A 25,168-nucleotide genomic window follows, 5' to 3' on the forward strand; every position below is an offset into this window, starting at 1 on the left:
ACAACGAAAGGAGGAACAACAATATGAAAAAATTTGGTCTAACGATAATTGGCATTGTGGCAGCTATCGTTGTTCTTGCAAACTTAGGGTCGATTTTAGGGTTGGCAATTTCCGCATTGATCGCTTTTGCAGGGATTCATTATTACAAGAAGAGCGATTCCACGTTTCTTAAATTATTTTGGGGAACGGTGCTTGTTATCGGCTTGGTGACAGCTGTTACAAACGTACCTGCCTTCATCGGCATCATCGCTTTGCTTGGTGTCTATTATGTGTGGCGCAAGTGGAATGAAAATAAAAACGACAATGTAATCGAAGCTAAGTATTCCGATGATCCATTCGTTAATTTCGAACGCCAATGGGATGAAATTACAAAATAAGGAGGAAGCTATTATGAACACATTATGGAACAGAATTAAATACACGGTGCAAGCTGATTTGCATACAGTGCTCGACAAGAAGGAATCGAAAAACCCAATCGCAATGTTGAATCAATACGTAAAAGAAGCAGAGAAACAAACGGATGCGGTTGGAAAACTTTTGGAACGTCAAGGGAAATTGAAGGTTGCGCTTGAAAAGGAATATGCAGAAGCGAAAGCGATGTTGGATAAGCGCAGCAAACAATTGGCGCTGGCTGAGTCAACTGGCGAGGAGGATCTTGTTGCGTTTGCACAAGATGAAGTTCAAGCCTACGAAACACGCGCAGTTGAACTGGCGAATAGCATAACGGAATCCGCGAAGGAATTGGTTGCATTAGAGCGGAAATTCGAGGAAATGAAACATAAAGTGAAGGACATGAAAGTACGCCAGCTCCAATTGATGGGGAAAGAAAACGTCACACGCGCCCATCGCCGCATGGATAAATTCATCTCACCGGAAAATGGCGATAAACAAGTTTCCAGCGTGGAGGAAATGAATTCTTATATCGAAAACCTTGGCGGAGAGATCAACCGCGAGTACGAATCCTCCTCAATGGAGCGGAGATTGGAATTACTTGAGAAAAAAGCTACAAAGAATGCCGAGATTGTGTAAACTATAGTAGAGAATGAGAACTCTTTAGGGTGAAACGAGAACTCTTTGGCCTTAAATGAGAACTCTTCATGCGAGAACGAGAACTCTTCGCCCTTGAATGAGAACTCTTCACGTGAGAACGAGAACTCTTTGATCTATCATAAAAAACGTACACAACACTACTCATTGTTGTTATATTCTAAATATCAATGAAAAGGACGTGTATATATTGGGTAAACATCAAACACAGGAATTTAAGGAGTATATCTGCAGGTTAGTTGTTGAGGAAGGAAGAAAGGTTACTCAGCTTTCCTACGAAACAAATGTGCCTATTGGCACCATTAGGCGTTGGGTGGGGATTACCGTAATAAGTTAGCAGCGGGGAAAGTTGAAGAAGGAATCGCGACTCCGTCTGACTTGGAAAAGAAGTTGCGCACAGTCGAAAAAGAGTTAGAAGATTTGCGTGAGGAGAATGAAATCTTAAAAAAGGCTATGCATGTCTTCGCGAAAAACCGGCCGTAAGGTACCAATTCATAGATGAACACATGGATGAGTACAGCGTGGCGAAGATGTGCAAGGTGCTGGAAGTATCACGAAGTGGCTTTTACGATTGGAAACAACGTCCGTTAACTGACGAATGGCAGAAGCGGCAAGAGGCAAGAGATGCATTAAAGCAGGATATTTCTGTACTCTACCACCAAAATTACGGTGTCTATGGTAGCCCCAGAATTCACAAAGATCTTTTGGAGATCGGCCATCAAGTGAGTGAAAGCCACGTCGCTGCACTCATGCGAGAAATGGGGCTTTCCGCAGAATTCCACAAAATGTTTGTCACGACCACGGATTCCGATCATGACAAATTTATTTATCCAAACTTGTTAAACCGACAATTTGATGTAAAAGAGATAAATAAGGTATGGGTAACGGATATCACCTATATAAGAACAAGTGATGGGTGGCTCTATTTGGCCAGTGTTATGGATTTATATTCCCGCCGGATTGTCGGCTATACGATTGGAGTGTCAATGGAGGTGGAATTGGTTCTGACCGCCTTAAAGAAAGCGTTGATACTTCGTCAGCCACCAGATGGTTTCCTTCATCATTCCGATAGAGGAAGCCAGTATTGTTCAAACGAATACATACAACTCTTAGAAGAGCGAAATGTCCAAATTAGCATGAGTCGCAAGGGAGATCCTTATGACAACGCTTGTATCGAATCTTTCCATGCCACCATTAAGAAAGAGTTGATTTATCGTTGGGGCCAGATTACGCGAAAACAAGCAATAAAGGAAATCAGGAAATATATTGACGGCTTTTACAATCCAACCAGGCGACATTCAAGATTAGACTATTTATCACCGATTCAGTTTGAGGAACAAGGAGCAAAGCAAAAGCAAGCGCTCGTTTCTTGACCATTTAGACTTTGGAGGAAAATTATTCCGAAGGAATCTTTTTCCTTCAAAGTCCGAGCAAGCGAAGCGCGGTAGTGTTTTTGAAGCAAATTCTCTCATTTTATAGTGTACGTTTCTTGACAGAAGTCCACTCTTTGACCTTAAACGAAACATTCAATTATCAAAGGGAAGGTACCACCTTCCCTCTTTCATCTGACATCAAGAAGGGGGAATAAATGTGAAGAAACTTGAAACGAACAAGGTGATATTTTGGATTGCCGCATTTCTATTTCTTATTTTTGTAGAGACTACATTTCTTTCAAACGGTAATTTCATCTTCCTCCTTCTTGGTGCCGGATTTATTTATTACGGCTTTAAAAAGCGTTCGAAATGGATGACTTTTTTAGGCATCTTTTTCATAATAATGGCTTTGATGACGTTATGGAGTTTACGTATGCTGTTGTTCACGGCATTCGTCTATGTTTTATTCCACCTATGGAAAGGCGTTCCGGCGGAGCAAATGATGCGCCCGTTGAAAGAATTCCAAAAGCCGACGCCCAATGGCATATGGAAGAACAAATGGTTTTCAACACAGACTTCTCCTTTCTCATCTTATGAATGGGAGGATATCCAGATTCAAGGTTTTTTCGGGGATATTCATGTAGACGTAACGGACACCGTTCTGCCAAAAGGGACATCTTTTATTTCTATCCGACAAGGTTTCGGGAGGATTAAGATAGACTTGCCTTATGAAATTCCAGTGCGCATCCATTACAACACATTGTTTGGAGAGGCCCGTATCCTTGATCTCAGTCCGAAACGCATGCTAAATGAAACACTTCATTTCAAGGATGGCTATGAAGGAGAAATTGGTTACCGCTCGGAGCTGATCATTTCTCTTGCGACGTGGATTGGTGATATCGAGGTGGTGCGGAAATGAAAAATTTATTCGGGCGCAGCCTCTCACTAACCTTAATTTTCATCACTATTACAGCACTTTATTTCTATTTAATCATCGACCTTCCGTTAAGTGAGGTAGGATTTCTCTTTTTTGAAATCCAATATGCGAATGTCCCTTTAGGTGCCTGGATTATTTTCACATGCATCGCGTTAGCTAATTGGATTGCCATTTGGATGGGCAGCATCGGTCGTTCGAAGGAAAAAGCGTTTGAGCAGCAACTGACGGGATTGATTCAGAATGAAGAACCGGTAAAGATCAATAAAAAGTTTTCGCCGAAGATTGATAGAACGCTTGAGGACGTCTCCAATATTTTGACGACCCAGCGTAAAAGCTTGCAGCGCATAACCGATGAACGAGCTGAAGCACAGGATAAGTTGATACAAGAACGTATTGTTCAGGAACGTCAACGTCTTGCCCGGGAACTGCATGATTCCGTTTCGCAGCAGCTTTTCGCGGCGTCGATGCTTATGTCTGCGATTAATGAGCGGGAGCATGAAAAGTCGGTAGAAAAACCGCTTTTACAAGTGGAACGCATGGTGCAACAGGCACAACTTGAGATGCGTGCTTTATTGCTTCATTTGCGTCCAGCCGCCTTGAATGATAAATCGCTCGCTGAAGGACTTGAGGAATTATTAGTCGAATTAAAAGAGAAGGTTTCGTTTGATATCCGGTTCAGGTTGGAAGAGGTGTCGTTGTCTAAAGGAGCGGAGGATCATTTATTCCGCATTGCACAGGAGACTTTGTCGAATACATTGCGTCACGCACAGGCGACAGAAGTCGACGTCCTTTTCGTTGAACGGGATGGGTTAGCTATTTTCCGAGTTCAGGATAATGGCGTCGGATTCCAAGAAACCGATAGCAAAGGCGGTTCTTACGGATTGCAAAACGTGAAGGAACGTGCGATTGAAATCGGCGGTTCGTGTAAAATTGTTTCAGTTCCTTCGCAAGGTACAATAGTCGAAGTGAAATTGCCTACGAAAAAGGGGGATGAGTTGGGTGATTCGGATTCTATTAGTGGATGATCATGAGATGGTGCGAATCGGTGTTTCCGCTTATTTGCAGACACAACCAGATATGGAAGTCGTCGACGAGGCGGTCAACGGAAAAGAAGCCGTGGAAAAAGCGCTTGCTTTACGGCCAGATATCATTTTAATGGATATGGTGATGCCGGAAATGAACGGCGCGGAGGCGACTGCGGCGATTATTAAGCAATGGCCGGAAGCAAAAATTGTCATTGTCACCAGTTTTTTAGATGACGATAAAGTATACCCCGCACTTGAAGCCGGGGCAATCAGCTACATATTGAAGACATCGAATGCGAAGAGGATTGCCGAAGCCATTCGCGACACATTGAAGGGGCAGACCGTTTTGGAGCCCGAAGTGACATCGAAAATGATGCAGAAAATGAGGACCGGCAATTCGCATCGACTCCATGATGATTTGACAGAGCGAGAGCTGGAGATCCTTCTCTTACTCTCAAAAGGCAAAACGAATCAGGAGATTGCTGATGAGCTGTTCATTGCGCTTAAGACAGTGAAGACGCATGTGAGTAATTTATTGTCGAAACTTGAAGTGCAGGATCGGACACAGGCGGTCATTTATGCGTTTAAGAATGATTTAGTGGAATGAAAAGATGGCCGCTTGCCTGGAAATGGGCATGCGGCTTTTTTTGTGTGAATTAAGGGGGCGTCAGGGGGCAGGTATAAAGTAACAAGACGAGCAAAATGGGGCTGAACTCGAGCATAACTTCATTCTTGTAAATAAAAAAACTGCCCATTCACCGGTTTTTCCGATGGATGGGCAGTTTCAAGTTTATTTATTTCCACGGTTCGGATCATACGGATATTCTTCACCAGGATCCGTCGTATTGTATCCGTCTTTGTTCGTTTGATTGAATCGAGTTGGATCATTTTCTTCAAATGCGTCGGATGTGTTTGAATCGGCCGGATCGGACAGTGGTAGTTCATCTGAGAATGTTTGACCAGTACGCGGTTCATAGTCTTGTTCAGTCGGATATCCTTTGTCCCCGACTGATGGAACATGGTCCTCTTTCGCCGTTCGATCCACGGCACGCTGAGCTTTATCCGTCGATCGCTTTACCTCCCGCTTCATCTCACTCTTCTCCTGCTCCCACTTCTCTTTCGACACATCCGCCTCTTGCAGGCTGCCTTCCATTTTCGTCAAATAACGGGAAGCGTGTTCACGACCGCCCAAACCGAATGCAAGTCCAAATGCGAGTGCCACACCACCAAGGATGAGGATGAATGCCGCATTGATGATCGCTGGTGCGATGCCAAGCTGGCTGAGTGCCATGAAGAACGCGAAAGCCAAAATCGCATATTTCGCTACATATCGCAAAACATGTGGGGATCCTGATTTCGTCGTAAGGATGCTTCCGACAAATTTCTCAGCAAGGTGTGCAAGCCAAAATCCGATCGCCAAGATGACGACTGCCGCCACAACCATCGGCAAGTATGCGAAAATGCCTGTTGCTAATGTCACCATGAACGTCAAGTTCAGTAGCTGTAGTGCTTCAACAACAAATAGTAGGATGACAATCACTTGGACAATCGTTCCGATGATTTGAGAGAATGAAGGTGTGGATGCTCCCGAGCGTACACCCATCTTCCCGAAAATCGAGTTAATCCCTAAATTATTGAGTAGCGAAACGACGATGCCCTTTACCCATTTCGCCAAATAAATTCCAACAAGCACGAGTACAATGGCGACAGCAATTTTTGGCAGCATTGTCATAATATCGTTCAACATGGCGATTGCCGGTTGTGAAATACCTTCCAAATCCAATACTTCCAGAGCAGAAATCGTTACTGGCAGCATGATTAGGACAAAAACGATTGTGCCGACAATGTCCGAAATGCTTGTTACTTTCCCTTGTCCAGAAGAAAGCTTCAACTTATGAGAGAATCGATCGACTCCAACCGACTCAAGCAGCTTCGTAACAATCGTCCTAATGATTTTCGCAACAACCCAGCCAACTGCGAATATCAACGCTGCGCCAACAAGTTTCGGAAAGAAACTCATGAAGCTTGAAAGCATTCCCTCAAATGGGCCACTAATACCGCTTAGTCCGAGGGCGTGCAGTACAGCTGGTACAAACAGCAACAATACTACGTAAAACGCAATATTCGCTGCAGTTTCGACCCATTTCGACTTGTCAATCTCATCCGGCGATGCCCCAACTTTCACTACATACTTATTCAACTTCATCTTCCCACCGATTGCCAAAACCACCTTTTTGCCAATCAATGCAAAGACCCACGCTAAGAGCAAAATCAGTCCGGCTTTCAAGATGCTAAGAACCGCCCCACCAATTCCCGAATACATCGTCATGAACGGAGAAGCGATCATGGATGCATTCATGATGTTAAAGAAGAGAAGGAATGCCAGTAAAAGAATACCGAAGAAGACTACTTTACTGATGATCTTCTCGACATTCCATTTTCCTTCTTTAACGTTCAATCTTTCATTGACTCTCGATTTCTTCAAACGTTTGCTAACTGCGTTCTCGACCGCTTTTGCAATGAAGAAGCCGATGAGCAATACGATGAGTCCAAGAATCAACTCAGGCAGATAGCTTAGCATATTCGTAAAATACATATCTCTGTACATTCCGCGTCCTCCATTCAATAGGTAATTTATTAATCTCTATTCCTATTAACGTAGAGGACTAAACCTATCAATCTATAGAAGGCTTGAGCGCGAGGCAGCTTTCTTGAGCGCGGAAGGCGTATTCTTGAGCGCGGCACGGCTTTCTTGAGCGCGGGAGGCGTATTCTTGAGCGCGGCACGGCTTTCTTGGGCGCAGAAGGCATATTCTTGAGCGCGGCACGGCTTTCTTGAGCGCGGGAGGCGTATTCTTAAGTCAAGTCCTTATTCTTGTGTAAATTCCCTTTTCAATGTTTTCGTTCATCTCTTTTTAAGACATAAATATATTTGGCAATACTGGATACGCCTACGAGTTAACTGCTCGCAACTTTACTTGGAGAGGCGGGCATGATAGCCTTGGCGGGAAAAGCCAGCCCCATCGGCCGGGTTTCCTGGCTTGGGACTCATGCCCGCAGAGGCTCCAAGTCAAGTTGCTTGATGATCAATTAAGTCTTACGACTTTTTATCTGCAAACAATCTTTTATTCCAGTATTTGTTTCCATCTACATAACTGATGAGTACGGCGCCGATCAATCTGAAGGCGGACTGGGTGTTCGGAAAGATACGAATTACACGTTCTCTCCTACGAATCTCCCCATTTAGCCTTTCCACACCATTTGTACTTCTTATAGACTTTCGATGGGCGATCGGAAAATTCATATATTGAATAGAATCCTCAAAGCCCTCATCGAGTATTCCCAATGCCTTTTGGTACTTTGAATTGCCTTCGTACTTTTCAAAGAAAAGCTCTTTCAGATTCCTTAAAGTATCCATATCTTCTGCGGCAAATATGCTTTTTAGAAGGCTAATCGCCTCCTGGTTGTCCTTCTTTGGAAAGGCGTCGACAATATTGCGTTTGAAATGAACATTGCATCGCTGCCAAGAAGTACCGACGAAATCTTGTTGAATCGCCTTTTTAAGACCTTCGTGGGCATCGGAGACGACCAGTTTAGGTGATTGAAGACCTCTTGAAATAAGGTGTTGGAAAAAAGCAGACCAACTCTTGAAACTTTCATTATGATCCACTTTCAAACCAAGAATTTCTCGGCGACCCTCTTTGTCAACTCCAAGGGCGAGGTAGACAGCTTTGGAAACTACACGGTTGTGCTCCCTGACTTTGATGTACATGGCATCCACAAACAAATAAGGAAAGTAGGTTGTATTTAAAGGTCGGTTTGCCCATTCGTTGACGACAGGATCTAATTTCGCCGTTAAGGAAGAGACGAAGGATTTTGAAACGCTCTTACCACACAGCTGTTCCACTATCTTTGTGACCTTTCGTGTCGATACGCCATTCACAACCATTTCAAGCATTGAAAGGACAAGAGCCTGATCACACCGTGCGTATCTTTCAAAGACCGAGGGCGCGAAATCACCTTGGCGTGTTCGAGGAACCTTCAATGTAATCTTTCCGATACTCATGGTTAAATCGCGCTCGTAGTAACCGTTGCGATAATCAATCCGATCGACAGAACGCTCATAGGAAGCGGCCTTTAAGTACTCATCCCGCTCCATTTCCATGTATTCGTTTAGCACTAAAACGATTGTGGATTTGACCACAGCATCAATGTTTGAATTCATTACAGAGTCTTTAAAATATCCATATCTAGGTTAAAATTAAGTTGGGCCATTTTCCATTCCTCCAAATGTTTATCGTGGTTGAAAACATTTTATCACAAGGGATGGAAAAGGCCTTTTCCTATTTACACAATTATATGGACTTAATCTATTCTTAGGCACAGTGAACCAGTGTTCTATTCAAACAAAAAACAGGCGAAGGAAAACAATATGTTTTCCCCGCCTGACCTATTCATTTTCAATCCTCTTCCAAATCCAAACGATTCTTCTTAAACATCTTCGACAAAATTTCATAAACGATCGGTACGACAATCAGCGTCAGCAATGTGGAACTGATCAAACCGCCGATTACCGTGATACCGAGACCTTTCGATATCAAACCGCCGCCTGCTCCACTTCCAATTGCCAATGGAATAAGGGCACCGATTGTAGCGATCGCTGTCATAAGGATTGGACGTAAACGTGTTGCACCCGCTTCAAGTACTGCATCGCGCATCTTCAACCCGGTACGTTCCATCCGGATGATTCGGTCCACGAGTACGATTGCGTTCGTAACAACGATACCAATCAACATCAAGAGACCCATCATGACTGGAACGGAAATCGTTTCACCTGCAATTAACAGACCAACAAACGATCCTATGACTGCGAACGGAAGCGAGAATAGAATCGCAAACGGTGCGACACCTTCACGGAATGTAACAACAAGTATGAAGTAGACAATCGCGATTGCCGCTAACATTGCAATACCAAGTTGCGTGAATGCTTCTTGCATGTCAGCCGCAACTCCCGCTGTATCGACGGAAACGCCTTTCGGCAAGTCTAATTTATCGATTGCTTTATCAACCTCGGAAGTTGCTTTAGAAACGTCGGCGTCAACTAACTTACCTGTTACAGAAGCATAGTACTCTCCTTTGCTTCGGGAAAGCGTGTTGAATGTGGACCCTTCTTCAACTTCGACTAAGTCTGAAAGCTTCATCGTTGTGCCTAATGCTGTAGGGATCTCAGTCGCCATCAATTCATCGATGGATTTCGGCTGTTCAGCAGCTTTTTGCTTCACGACAACTTCCAACTCATTACGATCTTTACCGATTGTCGTTACGACTTCTTGCGTCCTTGATGGACTTAGCATCATTATGATTTGCCCCGTCGTCAATCCGTATTGCAGCAACTCATCCTGCGTCGTTTTCAAAGTATATTGAACGTAAGCTTCTTCAGCACTTGAAGAAACGTCCTCAATACCTTTTGTTTCACCCATGACTTTTTCAACCTGTTGAACGGCTTCCTTCAGGCTGCTTAAATCTTCACTATAGAATGTGTAGCTAATTTCATTTGTAGACATTCCCATGGAGCCGAAATCTTGGCTCTTCCATTCTCCGGATTGACCAATAGTAAATACATAGTCTTCAATTTCTTTACGGACTTCCTGGAAATTCTCCATGTCAGGATCAAAGATGAGATACATCAACGCACCGCTCGATCCTCCACCCATCATCGCCGTCATCGGATCAGCGCTGTCCATGATGGATAATTGAACGATGTCAATATCGTCGCGTTTAAGCATTTCCTTTTCCACAACTTCGACGTTTGCGAGCGTTTCATCCTGAAGTTCACCCGTTGCCGGTGTATACGTAATATACATCACTTTCTCTTCATCGCTACCTAAGAAACTGAAACCGATTAGTGGCATCAATCCCAAGCTTCCCACCAATAGAACAATAGAGATTATTGACGTAATGACTTTATGGTTCAGCGTCCAAGATAGGACACGCTTATATCCATTCGCCATTTTTCCAGCCTCTTTATGTCGGCTTTCCGTCTTTTCACCATATAGTTTTTTCCTGAATAGGAAATGGGATAATGCAGGCACGATTGTAATCGCAACAAGCAATGAAGCACCAAGAGCAAATGTCATCGTCAGCGCAAACGGCAAGAATAACTCGCCGACCATACCACCGACAAAGATTAACGGTGCAAATACCGCCACTGTAACAAGTGTTGAAGACATGATCGGTTTGAACATTTCGATTGTCGCTTCGCGAATCAATGCACGACCAGAAAGCTTTTCAGTTTTCAAATGCAGCCGTCGATATATATTTTCCACTACAACAATTGAGTCATCTATAACCCGCCCAATCGCAACTGTAATCGCACCAAGCGTCATAATATTAAGTGTGATATCCATCCAATTTAGCAGTAAAAGTGCCATGAATACTGAAACTGGAATTGAAATAATTGAGATGATTGTTGATTTGAAATCACGCAAGAATAGTAGAATGATCAAAACCGCAATCAAACCACCGAATAGTGCTTTTTCTACCATCGTAGAAACAGAGGCTTCGATAGGTTCACCTTGGTCAAGCGATATATCGACTACAAGACCATCAAGCGCTTTTTCCTCGTCCTTCATCAACTTCTTCACATCATTAACGACATCAACAGTGTTAGCGCGTTGGCCTTTGACAATTTGAATGGCAATCGCATTTTCACCATTTGTACGTGAAATCGACTTCACCTACCAGCTTTCTCTACTGTAGCGATATCGCCAAGTTTCACGAACGGCGATGGATTCGCTTCTGAAGGCGTGACAGGAATAAGCATGCCTTTCAATTCTTCGATTGTCATGAACTTTCCGTCCACAGCAACAGCCTGCTCGCCTTCCTCGAACTCATACAAACCGAGGGAAACTGCCAAATTGCCCGCTTGAATCATTTGCTTAACACTGTCTTTCGTTAAACCAAGCTGAGCCATTTTTTCTTCATCATACGTCAATTCAACTTCTTCGATATGCTGTCCTGAAATTGTTGCTGATGCAACTCCATTGATTTTCTCGATTTTCGGCAGCAAGATATCTTCAACTGTGGAAGTTAATTCTACGATATCTTCTGTTGTACTACTTACACTTAACGCTACGACAGGCATCATATTCATGCTAATCGCAGTGATGATTGGTTCCTGAGCACCTTCAGGCAAAGTTAATGAATCCATAGCGGATGCCAATGCCCTCTTCGCTTCATCCATATCAATTCCATATTCGTATTCCACCTGAATGCTGGCCATATTGGAATTTGAATTGGAGTAAACCGATTTTACATGGTCTAAGTTTTCAACTGCCCTTTCGATAGGTATCGAGACTTCCTCCATAACTTGCTCAGGAGTTGCGCCAGGATAAACACCCATGACCATTAAGTACGGTATCGAAATATCTGGCAACGTCTCTGTTTTCATCTGTGTTGCGGAATAGACCCCGACACGGTAATAATAATGGTAAGCAACCAAACTGCGAGTTTATTCTTCAGAACAAAATTGACTAAACCTTTCACCCTTACACCTTCCTCTATTTGACAAATTGGACTCTGTTTTTTATAGTAGTGACTAACCGGTCAATTGTCAATTGAAATACATAGGAGCGATTCGGATATATGACGAAAAAACAACTAATTATGGAGAAAGCTTTAGAGCTTTTTGCAAAGCAAGGATTCGAAGCAACATCCGTCCAGCAAATAACAGACCTTTGCGGCATTTCCAAAGGGGCCTTTTATTTATCATTCAAGTCGAAGGACGAACTGATTGTTGCGCTAATCGATCATTTTATGAGACAGTTTACATCAGACATTGACTTTGTGGTCAGTGAGGAAGATGAGGAAGTTTTATTATATAATTTCTATTACACGACATTCCATTCTTTCAATAAACACTCCGATTTCGCCAAGCTCCTTATGAAGGAACCAGCGCAATCTTTTAATGAAGATCTTTTTTCCAAGCTTCATAATTATAACAAGTCTCTTGAAAAAGTTATTTTATCAATGATTGAACGATTATATGGCGAACAGGCTATAGATATGAAATATGATTTATTGTTCTGTATCAAAGGCTTTATGAGCACCTACTCAGAGTTATTTTTAGTATATAAATTGCCAATCGACTTGGATTTGCTTGTTCAATCACTTGTCGAAAAAACGAATCTACTTGCAAAAAAAACGACAATTTCATTTATTCCCGATGAACTAATCCAGTTAATCGATCAGCCGACGAATGAAGACCCATCATCCGAAAAAGTAATAGAAGTCATTGAAAAGAACATTGATGATTTGGAGGACTCAATTGAAAAAGAGTCGTTGATCCTATTGAAGCAAGAGCTGTTGGAGCCTACGCTGCACCCCGCGGTTGTTAAGGGTTTATTGACAAACATTCAGCACCATCCGCATTGCAAATGGACGGCTTATTTACTTCGAAAACATTTTGGAATAAAGTAAGAAAAACGCTTTGGATTCAACTTCCAAAGCGTTTTTTCCTTTATTTATTCTCCAATCCTCGGTTTAGTCCGTGGATGACGCCAGCATGAACTCCCTCATGCCAAAGGGCGAACTGAATGACCGCGTCGACTGTATCCATCGTTAACATATCCCCAATTTTGAGAGGTTCAGGCAGGACTTCATCAAGCTTTCCTTCCAATGCCTCAACTACACGAGGCACTTGTTCCTGTAAAGCAGCTTGCAATTCCTCTTTTGAAGGAGCTTGACCTTCCCATCCTGCTGGGCTTGTCCCCCTAACAAAGAGCTTTTGCCATTCCTGGTGATGCGGTTCGTAGGACGGCAAGACCATTGAAGTGAAATTTTCCAATGTACAATAAATGTGCCCGACATTCCACCGGACCGTATTATTGAATCCTTTCGGCTGGACGTCCCACGCATCTTCCTTCGTCATCGATAAGCGCCCCATTGTATATATCCTTGCAAATTTTAACTGTGCAATTGTTTCCATTTCTCATTCCCCCTTTTCCTTATCATACTAAAAGGGTATGAAAAGAAAAAGCGGATATTCCTTAAAGGAATCCGCTTTTACGTAAGATCTATCGGTTTATCATTTCTCTTTTGGCTATTCCATTTTTCACGGGTCGCGCTGTCGAATTCCCGATTTTCAATCGGCATCCTCTCAGACACGTCATTGTCCGTTACTTGGAATTCATTGAATAAAGGCTTATTTTGACTAAAAGCGGAAGGAACATCCATGCCGATTTTGTCTTGTGCGTTTTTACGGAATTCGTTCGTAAAGTTGGAGTCAGCAGGATCTGCTAAAGGTAATTCATACGCCGGTCCTACCCCTTTTCCGGGATGTAGAATCTTTGGTTCCAAATCTTTCTTATTCGGATATTTACCATCAACGATCGTCATATGGATTCCTCCTTTTTCTCCCTTCAAACACGGAAATCCCGCGCATGGGGAGAGGTGGTTTTTATCTATTCCCTATCTCAATAAAACCTAAACCTCATATAAATTAATTTTAATGGGAACATCATTTATTATTTCACGTCAACACTACATGGAAAATGCCACAATATCGCGAGGTAATTATATGCAAAAATGGTTTGGAGCTACTTTTCCCATATTAAGCATTTTGCTTTTGTTATGGATTGAGCAAAGTGTTGACGTTTCATACGGTGTCAAAACGGCAGCAAAGGTCATACTATTCTTAGGAATCCCTTTCATACTGTTCCGATCAACGAAATTTCTTTTCCTTCGATTCAGGAAAACTGATCGAAAAAGTATCCGATTTGCCTTTATTTTAGGGGTTTCAATAATGTCACTCATTATTGGTGCCTTCCTATTATTACAAAGTCTTATCGACATCGCTTCGTTGCGGGACGATTTGCTGCTATCCGGCATCACACCCTCTTCGTTCCCGATCATCGCACTATATATTCTGATCGGAAACTCAATTATTGAGGAATTCTTTTTTCGGGGACTATTACCAGACTTATTCGGCCGTGGCGCAATGCGTTTCATCCTACCACCATTCTTTTTCGCCATTTATCATATCGCCATCTTCCTGCCATGGTTTACGCTGCCGATTTTACTTTTGGCCGTCGGCGGACTTTGGACAGGCGGATTGATCTTTCAGCTTGCGAATGAAAAACCCCATACCATTCTGCCGTCTTGGATCATACATATGTTTGCGGACCTTGGCATATTACTTATTGGGGTATATATACTTTATTTTTATTAATCAAAAACCAAAAAAATCCGCGTGCCTGCCAAGTTTTTTGGCAACGCATGCGGATTGATTATTTTGTTGGCACTGTCACGGTCACTTTGAACAAATCACCGTCAAGTTCGATTTTCATATTGCCTTGATGCATATCGACAATCGATTGTGCAATTGCTAAACCAAGACCTGAACCGTCAGTATGACGCGATGTATCTGCACGTTTGAAACGCTCGAACAGTTCATCGACATTTTCGCTAAGTTCGAATTTTGTAATGTTTTTCACGACAAATTCAGCAGAATCGCCCACTTTTCGAAGTGTTACGTAAACTCGAGTGCCCGGAAGCGAGTATTTGACGGCATTGACAATCAAGTTATCGAGGACGCGCCACCATCTTTGACCGTCGACATGGGCAATTAGCATTTCTTCAGGGATTGTCGTCCGGAAATCGAGGCCGGATTCCGAAATCTGATTTGCATGTTCGGCAAGTGCCTGTTGAAGCAATTGCGTTAAATCGACACGTTGTTTATTAAGTTCAAGATTGCCGCTCGCCATTTTCGACACTTCGAATAAATCTTCAATGAGCGTTTTTAGGCGCTGTGATTTTTTATCAAGAATATCGACATATTTTGCACGTTCCTCCGAAGTGATGTTTTCATCTTTCAGTAGATCGGTATACGTGATAATTGATGTAAGCGGCGTTCTCAAATCATGGCTCACATTCGTGATCAGTTCCGTTTTCAACCGTTCGCTTTTCGCCTGTTCCGTCATGGAAATCCTGACACCTTCACGGAGATTATTCAAATTCTTCGCGTGGTCAGCGAGTGGTGAACGACCTTCGATTTTGATATCTTCATTCAAACGTCCCGAAGCCATCTGCTCCGTCGCGACGATGATCCGGTTCAAGTACGCGGAACGACGGACGAAAATATAGAGGGCAGGAAGGCCAAGGAACAGAACGCAAAAAGCGTAGATCATAAGGAAGATTCCATCTATGAAACCGCCTATGAATCCGATTCCTGCAAGGAAAAATCCGATAAGCAGGATGAATGACTGAACGCCGATCGACCTTTTCAGGAACATCTCACGCAACGCCTTAAAGAATTGGAGCGTGAAACTGTTTTTTATGTCCTTTGCCAATACCCCTTCCCGCTTCCATCGTTCCACACCATTTACAAGTTGGAATGCAAACAATGTAGTCATGACGACTCCACCTATCAAGAAGGAAGTCAGCCACTCACCCCAACGTCCCAGACTTTGATACGTAAAGAAGTTCGACAGATTTGAGGACTTACTGTCAATGTATCCAACTAATATCAATGCTGTCATGAAAAATGCAGCAGCTTTCAAATCAATCTTCAAATCTGCATACCAATCCGCAATCGCCGTCCCCGTTACCCATTCCTTCTGAAACTTCATAACGGTCAATAATGTGATAAGTGCTATGATACCGAGCAGCCAAAAGACGTAAGTGGCTAATCTCCCTTTATTGAAATCCTTATATTGTGAATATAAGACACCACCCTTTGCAACGGCTGACTTTGGAACGATGACAGTACCTTCAAAGGTTTTTACAGAAGTGGTAATTTGTATGTCTTCACTCGCTGCTTGATTCCCATAGTCGGAGGTCCTAATCCAGCCATTGGTACCATTATGTCCAGGTAATGAATTCGCTTTAAAATATCCTTTTGCGGCATTGAATTGTTTTTTATAAACCGCAGGAACTGAAACATCTCCGGAAGAATACGTCTCCCCTGTTTCAACATCGGTGAATTCATAGGCTACTGGCAATGAAAACGAGTTTGCTTTGACATCATTTAAATATTGAACTAACGCCTTCTCTTTTTCTTTGCGTATTTTCGCCTCCACGTGGGCATCGCTTTCGAAGTTTTTCCGGATGTCCGCAAGTTTCATGTCCCGTTCTTCGATCAACGTATTCATCAATAATTCATTTCCGGCATCTTTCGCATCCGCTATTCTCTGTGCATATTGGTCGTGGATATTGGAAAGCTGGTCTGCCAGTGTCCCATATCGGTACCGATGTCTCTCGATTTCATCGTCAGATACGGTAATGTTTTTCTTGGCCTCTTCCACATCAATCGAGTTGAGTTTAGTAGGTCCAACAATGTCGTAAAACTCGTCAAGCTGCCAAGAGAAATCATTGAAATCAGAAAAAACATTTCCAATCAGTCCCGTTCCCTGCCTTGCAAATGAAAGACTGGCGAGCAGCACAACCGTAATAAGCGCGGACCATGTTAATAGAAGAACTTTATTTTTCATCAGGACGCTCCCCCTTTAATGATGCGTGAAAAATAGGCGATTGCCCGTGTCGAGCGTTCCCAACCATTTAGGGCGAGTTCAATGACATGCGGGAAACAATACCCGATGCTAATTGCGGCGATGCAGATGGAGACAATCGACAGTACAATGCTCCAATCACTTCTCGATTTTGTAGCCAATTCCCCACACCACCTTCACATATCTTGGATTTTTCGGATCCGCTTCAATTTTTTCCCGGATTTTGCGGATATGGACAGCGACGATATTTTCCGCATTATACGCCTCTTCATTCCACACACGTTCATAAATTTCATTTATGGAAAACACACGCCCAGCGTTCTTCATGAGTAATTCCGTAATCTTATATTCAATCGGCGTCAGTTTCACCGGTTTCCCATCGACCGATAATTCCCTCGCATCTTCATCAAGAGCAAGCCCATCAATTTGGACCTTTTTCTGACCATCATATGTGCCCAATTGGACATATCTTCTTAGCTGCGACTTAACGCGCGCCATCAACTCCAACGGGTGGAATGGCTTCGTCACATAATCATCCGCACCAACCGACAAACCGTGGATTTTATCCGAATCCTCCACCTTTGCGCTCAGCATGATGATCGGAATATTTTGTTGCTCTCTAATTTTGAACGTCGCCGTAATCCCATCCATATTCGGCATCATAATATCAAGGATGAGCAGATGGACTTCATTCAATTGAAGTAAATCAAGCGCTTCTTTCCCATCCGCTGCCTTCAAAACGTCGTACCCTTCATTTTTCAAATAAATTTCGATCCCATCGCGGATCTCTTTATCATCATCCGCCACGAGAACTGTGAACTTCGCCATCATCCGCACCTCGCTTTCCTCTATGATACCAATTGTAGTGATTAAATCTTAACATTCAGTAAGGGGAATTATGAAGAAATTCTTAAGATGGATGGTTGGTGGGCTTAAGAAACCCCTTGAGGAGCGCCTAATAAATGGTTGAACGGTGAAAAAGTTGGGGTGGACGGCGATAAACTGCCTCTGAACGGTGATAACTGGACGGCGAGCGGTGATAAACCACTTCCGAACGGTGATAAACTTTAGCCAGCTTGGAAAATTGGTGGATTTGCATAGAATCCGCCATGAAAAACGACCCAATTGGTGCGGAGCGGTGGTAAAGTCGGCCAAGTCGGTGGTAATTGGCCGAGAGTCGGTGATAACCGCTTGAAAGTCGGTGGTAAACTCCTCTCCACGCAAAAAGCCACCCATCGGCATCCCCCCGACGAGCAGCTACTATTAATTCCTATCGAACAAATCTATATTGCACCATCGACACAACGGCAATCGCCGCCCAAACGACTAAACTTGCCACTCCCAACGCAATCAAGCCATTCGAGAAGGAGAATGCAAAGTTTTTCGCCGTGACAGCGAGTTCATTTGTCACCACTTTCGGAACGGAGAAATATTGGAATGGCTGGTAATGGGCCCAGGTGGATGCGACCGATTGCTCCGACCATTTCACGCCGGCGAATAAAGCGATGAGCATCAATCCGATGGCAATGGCAGTTTTTCTTACAACAATGGAGAATAAAAAGAGCAAGGAATAGCAGAATACAAGCACCATGAAAAAGAGGGTTGCCGATTTCAGAAGGAATGTGCTTATCTTCATGAATGTAAAACCGTAATTCTCCCCGTAAATGAGTACAGGATAGTCGGTGTTCCCGAACCTATCAAACACGGTGCCGAGCAGCAAGGCAAACCCGCTGAATGAAGCGAGCAACAGAATTGTGCCAACCAAGACCATGATGAACTTACTGATTAGGACTTGATACCAACGGATCGGCTGTGTCCGAAGCAGATGAATCGGACCGTTTGCCCCGAGTCCTTCCCTCGTCACGACATCCCCAAACAGGAAGATGAATATTCCTGCACCGAACACACCAAATAGAAGGGTCAACAGATGATTCGCATAATGAACCCCATCAGACGAATATTTCGTGCTCAGTTTTTTTATGAACTCTCCCCAACCATCATCGTCAAAATACTGGTCATACACTGTCAAATCTGCAAAACTGGTCAGCGGCAAAAGGGGACGTATTTCCCTTTCACGCATCCATTTCATCTGTTCATAACTCGTTTGTTCCGTGAATAACGTTCGCCACTCTCTTGACCAAAAGTCTCCATAACCAAGCCTTGGTATTATGAATTGCGTCCGATGCTCAATCTCCATATCTAGCAACCGGTTATAATCTCTCGATTGATATACTTCAACTTCTTTTCCGTACCGAGGTATCCAGAACTCCTCTAAATCACTTTTCCGATCTTTATATTCCCTGCTGTCCTTGTCCAGTTTTCCCGCATCAACCGATGCCTCCAATTCCACTAACTCGCTTTGGACTCTGAAAAGCCCATCTTCCGCTTCCGTCTGCAACTCCTCAATGCGAGTTGTATTCATATAAACATAAGCATAATACGCGATAATAAAAACGGTAAAAGCCAAGAGCACAACCTTAAAAAACGTGGATTTAAACGCCTTTATCGCCTCAAATTGAATAAGCCGCAACATGCCTTCCCCTCCCAACCATTTCTATCTCTGCCCTTCCCAACTGCGCCTAAATTGAATTCCCCTCAATTGATCCGGCTCGTTTCAATCTTTTTCCTGGCAATCAAAAACAACACAATGGTTACCAGCAAGATAACCGGAATTCCCTGGTACCAATCTGCTCCATTCCTGACAAGTAGGCGTTCTTCCGGCAGCAAATATTGAAATGGATTAAACCAGAATAAGAATGGTGTTTTAATGAAAGCGGACAATCCATATCCCGCCACCAATGTTGCAAGCAAGGCAAAAATTGTGGCTAACGTATGTTTGAACAGCAAGCTATACACCAAAAGGAGCGCAATCACCATGATTGACGTTATACTGATAACTGTCAGTCCTTGGCCCATATAATCCACAATTGTAATAAAATCAATTTCCCCATTCTTTTCAATCATGATTGGATACTTATACTTCCCTTTAAATCCAAACAACCCAACGAGTGCCGTAGCAACTATCAAAACGATAGCTGTCAGGAAATAGACGAGGATTGAACTGAAAAACTTCCCAGTAATGATATTTCCTTTGTTCACTGGCTGCGTGTATAAAAAATTGATGGAATGGGTTTCAACTCGCTTGTCATGATTTCTCCCACCAAAATGACCAGAATGATGATTGCCCCAAAGTTCATAAACAGATCCACTACGAGCTTCAAGAAATTCGGTAAGGATGCTATACGTCGCATGCCGGGGCTTAATATTTTCCGACAAATGCTTATGATTCATCGCAAGCATTTTGTTGATTTCTCCGACTGGGAGGTCGTAGTCTCCCCCCTCCTCCTTGAAATGAAGTGCCTCTTTCAAGAATGCATTTTCTATCGGCAATCTGTTTTTCCACTTATCCGATTTTATCTCCCGGACTTCGTACAACTTCGCCAGCATGGAAGAGTTGATCAGCCTCAACTTGTCCATCTCTTCGTCTTCCGGATTATTTTCCAATGCAGCCGTATACATTCGATTCAGACTCTGAGATTTTTCAATAAGTCCGCCGATCCGTTCATTTTCCTCTTTTTCAATATACGGCTGGAAAGTCACGTTCCGGACGAAAAGAAGCACGACACCCAATATGATGAACAGGTACACATACAGCAGTTTCTTACTGAAGAGAATTTTCTTCAATTCAAAAGCAAACTGCATCATACCGTCGCCCTCTCTTCAAACAGTTCACGATACCGCTTTTCCGCCCCGGCTTTCTGATTGTCGATATGGTTGATCTCAATTCCATTCCCGTACAATAAACCGATGATTGTCTGCAATGGAACATCCGTCTCTTTGAAACCTAATTGACCTTGGTCGTTACTCGTGAATGGCAGACCTTCTTCCTCTAAAATCCCTTTCGCCTTTTCCGTATCGCTGACAGTCAACTCGTAATGGATCACTGTCAGTTCCTTCAATGACTCCTTCAGCAAAGCCCCATCCTTCATGAAGTAAATCGTATTCGTCAATCGATCAATTTCATCGAGATTATGAGATGAAATGATGATTGTCGTCCCTTCCTTGTACAATTCCAATAAAATATTCCGCATATTGATAGCGCTCGTCGGATCAAGTCCATTCAAAGGCTCGTCCATGAGCAACAGCTTCGGTTTGTTTAGAATGACCATCGCGAGCAATAAATGCTGTTTCATTCCGAGCGAAAAATTACGGACACGCCTCTTTAAATAACTCGTCATCCCAACCCTCTCTGCAACTTCCTGGATACGTGAAAAAGGCAGCTTTTGCACACGGCAAATGAACTTCAAATGATCATAAGCCGTCAAATTCCCGTAAAGGATCCGGTTATCCTGCAAATAGGAGATTTCATAGAAAAGCGACGGGGCGGTATTCGCCTTCCCTAAAATTTCGACACTCCCCTCATTGAACGACAATAGATTCGTCATGCAGTTCAACAGCGTCGTCTTCCCCGAACCATTCGGACCAACAAGCGCAATGATTTGGGGTTCCTCAATCGTAATATCAATCCCCTTTAAGACCCAATCCTTCTTATACCGTTTTTTCAAACTCTTAACTTGTACAATCATTCCCCCACACCCTTTCTTTTTCGTCACACTCACATCGTTTTACAAATTTCCCCTTCTTTCTTACTACCACACAAACCGTGGAAATCCTTTAATTAATATGATAATTCTTATTGTTTATAAATTGTATGAATGATAGACTGTGGATAGAAATGGATAAGTTCAACGGTATTACTTATAAAGGGGAGGATTGCAATAAGAAAATGGTTGTTGCCGTTTGTCCTGTTCGGCGCGCTATTGTTAGGCGCATGTGTGGATGACCAAAAAGAGAAGGATGAAGTAGTCCAGTTGCCAAGAGAGCCGACAGAGCCGATAGAGGCAAGCAAAGGCATTACTATAAGACCTGAAATATCCATTGTAATAAATGAAAATGAAACAAATCTACCGGCTACCGTTCGGTCAATCCGTGACAAGTTTTGTTGGGAAAGTGAGGAGAAACAATGCTCACTTGAACCAACCCCATCCAAGGCACTTTTGGAGCATGAGCAGTCCACTCGAGTAAGACCCGAGGAAGACCTTACATTCAGATTCAGTAGACCAATGGAGGACTTTGATTTTCCTAAGCCCGATTCTTTCAAAGTCTATGTAGATGAAGACGGGGAAATGAAGGAAGCGGAAGTAGTAGGCAATCAAATTAAAGCTCCGTTAAACGAGGGAAGGTATTACATGTCTGTCAAAGCGATATGGAGCGGCGACGTGAAAGGCGAAGCGATTTATGCGTTTTTATTGTCGGTGAAAGAGTAGATATTTTGATGACCGGGGTGTGGTATGAATGGAGGTTTTGATCATACAAGAGGGAATTTCCGTCGGTCCTTTCGGATTGAGTATCACGAAAAGTGTTGTCAAAGAATTAAAGGGCACTACCTATAAAGGAGGGGATTTCCAATTAGAAAAGGGTTGCTGTTTTACGTCCTGTTAGTCGCATTATTTTTGTCCGGTTGTGTGGATGATGAAAAGGACGAGGAAGAAGTAGCGGCTCCTTTACCTCAAACGACCGAGGTGGTGAATGAGGAGGAAACTGCAATCACGTTGAAACCTGATCTTCTAGTAAGCCAAAACAAAGTGGGTTTTTGGATGTATTATGACAATCATTGCTGGGAAACAGCAGATAAAAAGTGCTCTTTGGAGCTAACGCCTGCACAGGAAATGTTGAACATGCACGTGCCAATCAAGTGAAGCCTGGGGGTGAAATCAACTTCTATCTCCTTGTTTCTCCCGAATTAAAAGACTTTCCGCAACCGGACGCATATGAAGTGCTCATCCATAAAAACGGCGAAACAACAGCTGTGGAAGTGAACGGCGACAAAGCAAAAGTGCCCACGGCTGAAGGAAGGTATTTCATGACCGTCAAAGCGATCTGGAGCGGCGACGTGAAAGGCGAAGCGATTTATGCATTTTTATTGTCGGTGAAAGAGAAGTAAGTGAATGAATAATCATCTCCCAGTTGAACAAGCTTTGCATATACGGGAGGTGAACTGACATGGCAAAAGAAAAGAAATTCAAAAAAGGCAATACATTGGATCGCGAGGAATTCGGGTATGGCTTTGACATCAGCCCTGATGATTTAGGTGTGATTGGAAAGAACGACAACGTGAAAAATAAAAACAACAAGAAAAAGGCAAATGACCAACAACGCCCGCCTACAAATGGGTAAACACTATTGATTTCTCTGAATCAAACGACTATAATCATTTCAACTACATCTTACTAAAGGCAATGAGAGGGAAAAGTAAAAAGAGGATGTCGCATAGAGAGCTTCTGACGGTGGAAATGAAGCGGACAAATCTTTTGAACATGATCCTTGAGCCGCGCACTGAACGTCTTCGGACTAGGTAAGGATGCGCCGAGAGTTGGCGCTTGTTATCCTCGCCAAAGTATAACGCTTTTTTGGCGCGTACTTTTGGAGATAATTAGTGTGAACTAATTGTGCAGTAAGGTGTACCACGGGTATATGAACCCCGTCCTTATCGATTTTTATCGATGAGGGCGGGGGTTTTTTATTTTTAAGGAGGAATGGAAATGACTGTTTTTATTGGTGGGGCTTGGCCGTATGCGAATGGTTCGCTGCATCTTGGGCATATCGCGGCGTTGTTGCCGGGTGATATCTTGGCAAGGTATTTTCGTTTGAAGGGCGAAAAGGTGCTTTATGTTTCGGGGAGTGACTGTAATGGAACACCAATTTCGATACGGGCGGCTGCGGAAGGAGTGTCCGTGAAGAAGATTGCCGATCGTTATCACACTGAGTTTGTTGTCAGTTTTTTGAGATTAGGATTCTCGTATGATCTTTATACGCGAACGGATGGGTCGTTCCATCATGAAGTAGTCCGTGAAGTTTTTCTGAAGCTGTTGGAGCGCGGGTTTATATACAAAAAGGAAATGGAGCAGACGTACTGCGAGTTTGATGAACGATTTCTTCCGGACCGTTTTGTCGAAGGAACTTGTCCGAATTGCGGAAGCCAAGCGCGGGGCGATCAATGTGACAGCTGCGGTTCCATTTTAGATCCGCTTGATTTGATAAATCGAACTTGTAAACTATGCGGCAAGGAGCCGACTGTGCGCAAGACCGAGCATTTTTATTTCAAATTAAGTGAATTCCAAAAGCAACTTGAATCGTTTGTAGCAAGTGCTGATGAAGATGGAAGATGGCGTGAAAATGCCATTCGCCAGTCTGAGCGGTATTTACAAGAAGGTCTACATGACCGAGCTGTTTCAAGGGATTTGGAAAACGGCGTCAATGTACCGGTTGCAGGTTACGAGGATAAGAAGATTTACGTGTGGATTGAGGCGGTGACAGGCTATTATTCCGCGAGCCGGGAATGGGCAATGTTGAACCGGACCGATATCGCTACGTTTTGGGATGAAGAAACGGTTGCCTACTATGTCCATGGCAAAGATAATATCCCGTTTCACACGATCATTTGGCCCGCCATTTTGATGGGAATTGGCAAGGAAAAGGCAGTGCCAACTCACGTTATCTCAAATGAGTACTTGACGTTGGAAAAACGGAAGTTATCGACAAGCCAAAACTGGGCGGTGTGGGTGCCGGATATTTTGGAACGATATCATCCCGATTCGGTGAGGTACTTTTTGACTGCGAATGCTCCTGAAAACAGAGATGCGGATTTTTCTTGGCGTGAGTTTATTTATAGTCATAACTCTGAGTTGTTAGGTGCATACGGGAACTTTGTGAATCGGACGTTGAAGTTTATCGAAAAGTCGTATGGTGGGGTTGTTCCTCAAACGGAAATTAATAAAGGAATAAAAAATACAGTTGCGGGTCTTTACCATATTGTCGGCAAAAAAATCGAGGACGGTCATTTCAAAGAAACAATTGAAACGCTATTCGATTTCATCCGCCAAGCGAATAAATACTTTGATGAGGAAAAGCCATGGATTCAAGTAAAAGAGGATGTAGTAGCATGTGAGCGGACAATGGCAACATGCACGTATATCATTGCTAACCTTTCGCAGCTACTCTCCCCTTTCCTACCGTTTTCGAGTGAGGATGTACAGAGCATGTTGAAATTGAGGAAGCCGGAATGGAAAGAAATCGAGATTGGGAGTTTGACTCTGAAGCGTGTGGAGCCGTTGTTTGAAAGGATAGATGCAGGGCAAATTGATGCTGAGGTGGAGAGGCTGATAAGCCAATCTTCCTAAAATGCAGAGCCACAATCTTCACACCTTGGATTGTGGCCCTG

At 43.3% G+C, this 25,168-nt stretch carries 24 protein-coding genes and 2 pseudogenes; 14 read left to right on the forward strand and 12 right to left on the reverse strand.

What is annotated here, in order from left to right:
• Positions 1-23: 23 nt before the first annotated feature.
• The 7 genes from QNH10_RS01370 to QNH10_RS01400 all read left to right on the forward strand — a co-directional run bounded on the left by QNH10_RS01370 (position 24) and on the right by QNH10_RS01400 (position 4,989).
• Positions 24-377, forward strand: coding sequence for a lmo0954 family membrane protein (locus QNH10_RS01370; RefSeq protein ID WP_283733236.1), 354 nt, complete (start codon positions 24-26; stop codon positions 375-377).
• 13 nt (positions 378-390) lie between these two features.
• Entirely contained in the window at positions 391-1,029 is a 639-nt protein-coding gene (locus tag QNH10_RS01375; RefSeq protein WP_283733237.1) for a PspA/IM30 family protein, read from the forward strand.
• A 327-nt stretch (positions 1,030-1,356) separates the two neighbouring features.
• On the forward strand, positions 1,357-1,530 hold the full coding sequence (locus QNH10_RS01380; RefSeq protein WP_283733238.1) for a hypothetical protein: 174 nt from the start codon (positions 1,357-1,359) through the stop codon (positions 1,528-1,530).
• An 11-nt stretch (positions 1,531-1,541) separates the two neighbouring features.
• On the forward strand, positions 1,542-2,420 hold the full coding sequence (locus QNH10_RS01385) for an IS3 family transposase (RefSeq protein WP_283734538.1): 879 nt from the start codon (positions 1,542-1,544) through the stop codon (positions 2,418-2,420).
• Positions 2,421-2,637: 217 nt separating this feature from the next.
• On the forward strand, positions 2,638-3,339 hold the full coding sequence (gene liaF / locus QNH10_RS01390; protein WP_283733239.1) for a cell wall-active antibiotics response protein LiaF: 702 nt from the start codon (positions 2,638-2,640) through the stop codon (positions 3,337-3,339).
• Complete coding sequence (locus QNH10_RS01395; protein WP_283733240.1) at positions 3,336-4,382, forward strand: sensor histidine kinase; 1,047 nt, start codon at positions 3,336-3,338, stop codon at positions 4,380-4,382. The genes liaF and QNH10_RS01395 overlap by 4 nt, the downstream gene beginning before the upstream one ends.
• Complete coding sequence (locus QNH10_RS01400) at positions 4,357-4,989, forward strand: response regulator transcription factor (RefSeq protein ID WP_283733241.1); 633 nt, start codon at positions 4,357-4,359, stop codon at positions 4,987-4,989. Before QNH10_RS01395 ends, QNH10_RS01400 begins: the two co-directional genes overlap by 26 nt.
• A gap of 183 nt (positions 4,990-5,172) precedes the next feature.
• Here the strand turns inward: QNH10_RS01400 and QNH10_RS01405 are convergent, their stop codons facing one another.
• The 3 genes and pseudogenes from QNH10_RS01405 to QNH10_RS01415 all read right to left on the reverse strand — a co-directional run bounded on the left by QNH10_RS01405 (position 5,173) and on the right by QNH10_RS01415 (position 11,926).
• A complete protein-coding gene (locus QNH10_RS01405; protein WP_283733242.1) occupies positions 5,173-6,990 on the reverse strand; it encodes a mechanosensitive ion channel in 1,818 nt (605 codons plus the stop codon).
• Between the two features lie 488 nt (positions 6,991-7,478).
• Positions 7,479-8,656, reverse strand: a pseudogene (locus QNH10_RS01410) (IS256 family transposase).
• Positions 8,657-8,841: 185 nt separating this feature from the next.
• Positions 8,842-11,926 (reverse strand): annotated as a pseudogene (locus QNH10_RS01415) (efflux RND transporter permease subunit).
• A 99-nt stretch (positions 11,927-12,025) separates the two neighbouring features.
• Here QNH10_RS01415 and QNH10_RS01420 point away from each other — a divergent pair.
• Positions 12,026-12,859 (forward strand): TetR/AcrR family transcriptional regulator, encoded by an 834-nt coding sequence (locus QNH10_RS01420; protein WP_283733243.1) that lies wholly within the window; start codon positions 12,026-12,028, stop codon positions 12,857-12,859.
• A 40-nt stretch (positions 12,860-12,899) separates the two neighbouring features.
• Here QNH10_RS01420 and QNH10_RS01425 read toward each other — a convergent pair whose 3' ends face one another.
• Together QNH10_RS01425 and QNH10_RS01430 are read right to left on the reverse strand one after the other, a co-directional pair.
• The gene (locus tag QNH10_RS01425) at positions 12,900-13,367 is read right to left on the reverse strand and encodes a DinB family protein (RefSeq protein ID WP_283733244.1); all 468 of its coding nucleotides are present in this window, start codon (positions 13,365-13,367) and stop codon (positions 12,900-12,902) included.
• 77 nt (positions 13,368-13,444) lie between these two features.
• Positions 13,445-13,777, reverse strand: a complete 333-nt coding sequence (locus QNH10_RS01430; protein WP_283733245.1) for a hypothetical protein — start codon at positions 13,775-13,777, stop codon at positions 13,445-13,447.
• Positions 13,778-13,958: 181 nt separating this feature from the next.
• Here QNH10_RS01430 and QNH10_RS01435 point away from each other — a divergent pair, with 181 nt between their 5' ends.
• The gene (locus tag QNH10_RS01435; RefSeq protein ID WP_283733246.1) at positions 13,959-14,609 is read left to right on the forward strand and encodes a CPBP family intramembrane glutamic endopeptidase; all 651 of its coding nucleotides are present in this window, start codon (positions 13,959-13,961) and stop codon (positions 14,607-14,609) included.
• A gap of 58 nt (positions 14,610-14,667) precedes the next feature.
• On the opposite strand, the gene QNH10_RS01440 is transcribed toward QNH10_RS01435, so the two are convergent.
• The 7 genes from QNH10_RS01440 to QNH10_RS01470 all read right to left on the reverse strand — a co-directional run bounded on the left by QNH10_RS01440 (position 14,668) and on the right by QNH10_RS01470 (position 21,473).
• Positions 14,668-16,869: a sensor histidine kinase gene (locus tag QNH10_RS01440; protein WP_283733247.1), complete on the reverse strand. Its 2,202-nt coding sequence runs from the start codon at positions 16,867-16,869 to the stop codon at positions 14,668-14,670.
• Positions 16,869-17,048: a hypothetical protein gene (locus tag QNH10_RS01445; RefSeq protein ID WP_283733248.1), complete on the reverse strand. Its 180-nt coding sequence runs from the start codon at positions 17,046-17,048 to the stop codon at positions 16,869-16,871. The genes QNH10_RS01440 and QNH10_RS01445 overlap by 1 nt, the downstream gene beginning before the upstream one ends.
• Positions 17,026-17,715, reverse strand: a complete 690-nt coding sequence (locus tag QNH10_RS01450; protein WP_283734539.1) for a response regulator transcription factor — start codon at positions 17,713-17,715, stop codon at positions 17,026-17,028. Before QNH10_RS01450 ends, QNH10_RS01445 begins: the two co-directional genes overlap by 23 nt.
• A 48-nt stretch (positions 17,716-17,763) precedes the next feature.
• A complete protein-coding gene (locus QNH10_RS01455; RefSeq protein ID WP_283733249.1) occupies positions 17,764-18,123 on the reverse strand; it encodes a hypothetical protein in 360 nt (119 codons plus the stop codon).
• A 34-nt stretch (positions 18,124-18,157) separates the two neighbouring features.
• Positions 18,158-19,420 (reverse strand): ABC transporter permease, encoded by a 1,263-nt coding sequence (locus QNH10_RS01460; RefSeq protein WP_283733250.1) that lies wholly within the window; start codon positions 19,418-19,420, stop codon positions 18,158-18,160.
• 62 nt (positions 19,421-19,482) lie between these two features.
• A complete protein-coding gene (locus QNH10_RS01465) occupies positions 19,483-20,592 on the reverse strand; it encodes an ABC transporter permease subunit (protein WP_283733251.1) in 1,110 nt (369 codons plus the stop codon).
• Entirely contained in the window at positions 20,589-21,473 is an 885-nt protein-coding gene (locus QNH10_RS01470; protein WP_283733252.1) for an ABC transporter ATP-binding protein, read from the reverse strand. Before QNH10_RS01470 ends, QNH10_RS01465 begins: the two co-directional genes overlap by 4 nt.
• Before the next feature lie 207 nt (positions 21,474-21,680).
• On the opposite strand from QNH10_RS01470, the gene QNH10_RS01475 reads away from it, so the two are divergent.
• The 5 genes from QNH10_RS01475 (at position 21,681) to metG (ending at position 25,127) form a co-directional block, all read left to right on the forward strand.
• On the forward strand, positions 21,681-22,214 hold the full coding sequence (locus QNH10_RS01475) for a hypothetical protein (protein ID WP_283733253.1): 534 nt from the start codon (positions 21,681-21,683) through the stop codon (positions 22,212-22,214).
• 153 nt (positions 22,215-22,367) lie between these two features.
• Positions 22,368-22,646: a hypothetical protein gene (locus tag QNH10_RS01480; protein ID WP_283733254.1), complete on the forward strand. Its 279-nt coding sequence runs from the start codon at positions 22,368-22,370 to the stop codon at positions 22,644-22,646.
• The gene (locus tag QNH10_RS01485; protein ID WP_283733255.1) at positions 22,643-22,891 is read left to right on the forward strand and encodes a hypothetical protein; all 249 of its coding nucleotides are present in this window, start codon (positions 22,643-22,645) and stop codon (positions 22,889-22,891) included. Before QNH10_RS01480 ends, QNH10_RS01485 begins: the two co-directional genes overlap by 4 nt.
• 59 nt (positions 22,892-22,950) lie before the next feature.
• On the forward strand, positions 22,951-23,124 hold the full coding sequence (locus QNH10_RS01490; RefSeq protein WP_283733256.1) for a hypothetical protein: 174 nt from the start codon (positions 22,951-22,953) through the stop codon (positions 23,122-23,124).
• Positions 23,125-23,489: 365 nt separating this feature from the next.
• Entirely contained in the window at positions 23,490-25,127 is a 1,638-nt protein-coding gene (metG, locus tag QNH10_RS01495) for a methionine--tRNA ligase (protein WP_283733257.1), read from the forward strand.
• Positions 25,128-25,168: the final 41 nt, after the last annotated feature.

It is taken from the genome of Sporosarcina thermotolerans (genome assembly GCF_030067815.1).
Lineage (GTDB): Bacteria > Bacillota > Bacilli > Bacillales_A > Planococcaceae > Sporosarcina > Sporosarcina thermotolerans.

Excerpts from the sequence above, each read along its gene's own strand:
- QNH10_RS01370 (WP_283733236.1), top strand. The coding sequence starts at position 24 with ATGAAAAAATTTGGTCTAACGATAATTGGCATTGTGGCAGCTATCGTT.
- QNH10_RS01375 (WP_283733237.1), top strand. The coding sequence starts at position 391 with ATGAACACATTATGGAACAGAATTAAATACACGGTGCAAGCTGATTTG.
- QNH10_RS01395 (WP_283733240.1), top strand. The coding sequence starts at position 3,336 with ATGAAAAATTTATTCGGGCGCAGCCTCTCACTAACCTTAATTTTCATC.
- QNH10_RS01405 (WP_283733242.1), bottom strand. The coding sequence starts at position 6,990 with ATGTACAGAGATATGTATTTTACGAATATGCTAAGCTATCTGCCTGAG.
- QNH10_RS01420 (WP_283733243.1), top strand. The coding sequence starts at position 12,026 with ATGACGAAAAAACAACTAATTATGGAGAAAGCTTTAGAGCTTTTTGCA.
- QNH10_RS01425 (WP_283733244.1), bottom strand. The coding sequence starts at position 13,367 with ATGGAAACAATTGCACAGTTAAAATTTGCAAGGATATATACAATGGGG.
- QNH10_RS01430 (WP_283733245.1), bottom strand. The coding sequence starts at position 13,777 with ATGACGATCGTTGATGGTAAATATCCGAATAAGAAAGATTTGGAACCA.
- QNH10_RS01435 (WP_283733246.1), top strand. The coding sequence starts at position 13,959 with ATGCAAAAATGGTTTGGAGCTACTTTTCCCATATTAAGCATTTTGCTT.
- QNH10_RS01440 (WP_283733247.1), bottom strand. The coding sequence starts at position 16,869 with ATGAAAAATAAAGTTCTTCTATTAACATGGTCCGCGCTTATTACGGTT.
- QNH10_RS01450 (WP_283734539.1), bottom strand. The coding sequence starts at position 17,715 with ATGGCGAAGTTCACAGTTCTCGTGGCGGATGATGATAAAGAGATCCGC.
- QNH10_RS01455 (WP_283733249.1), bottom strand. The coding sequence starts at position 18,123 with ATGGGTGGCTTTTTGCGTGGAGAGGAGTTTACCACCGACTTTCAAGCG.
- QNH10_RS01460 (WP_283733250.1), bottom strand. The coding sequence starts at position 19,420 with ATGTTGCGGCTTATTCAATTTGAGGCGATAAAGGCGTTTAAATCCACG.
- QNH10_RS01465 (WP_283733251.1), bottom strand. The coding sequence starts at position 20,592 with ATGATGCAGTTTGCTTTTGAATTGAAGAAAATTCTCTTCAGTAAGAAA.
- QNH10_RS01470 (WP_283733252.1), bottom strand. The coding sequence starts at position 21,473 with ATGATTGTACAAGTTAAGAGTTTGAAAAAACGGTATAAGAAGGATTGG.
- QNH10_RS01490 (WP_283733256.1), top strand. The coding sequence starts at position 22,951 with ATGGCAAAAGAAAAGAAATTCAAAAAAGGCAATACATTGGATCGCGAG.
- metG (WP_283733257.1), top strand. The coding sequence starts at position 23,490 with ATGACTGTTTTTATTGGTGGGGCTTGGCCGTATGCGAATGGTTCGCTG.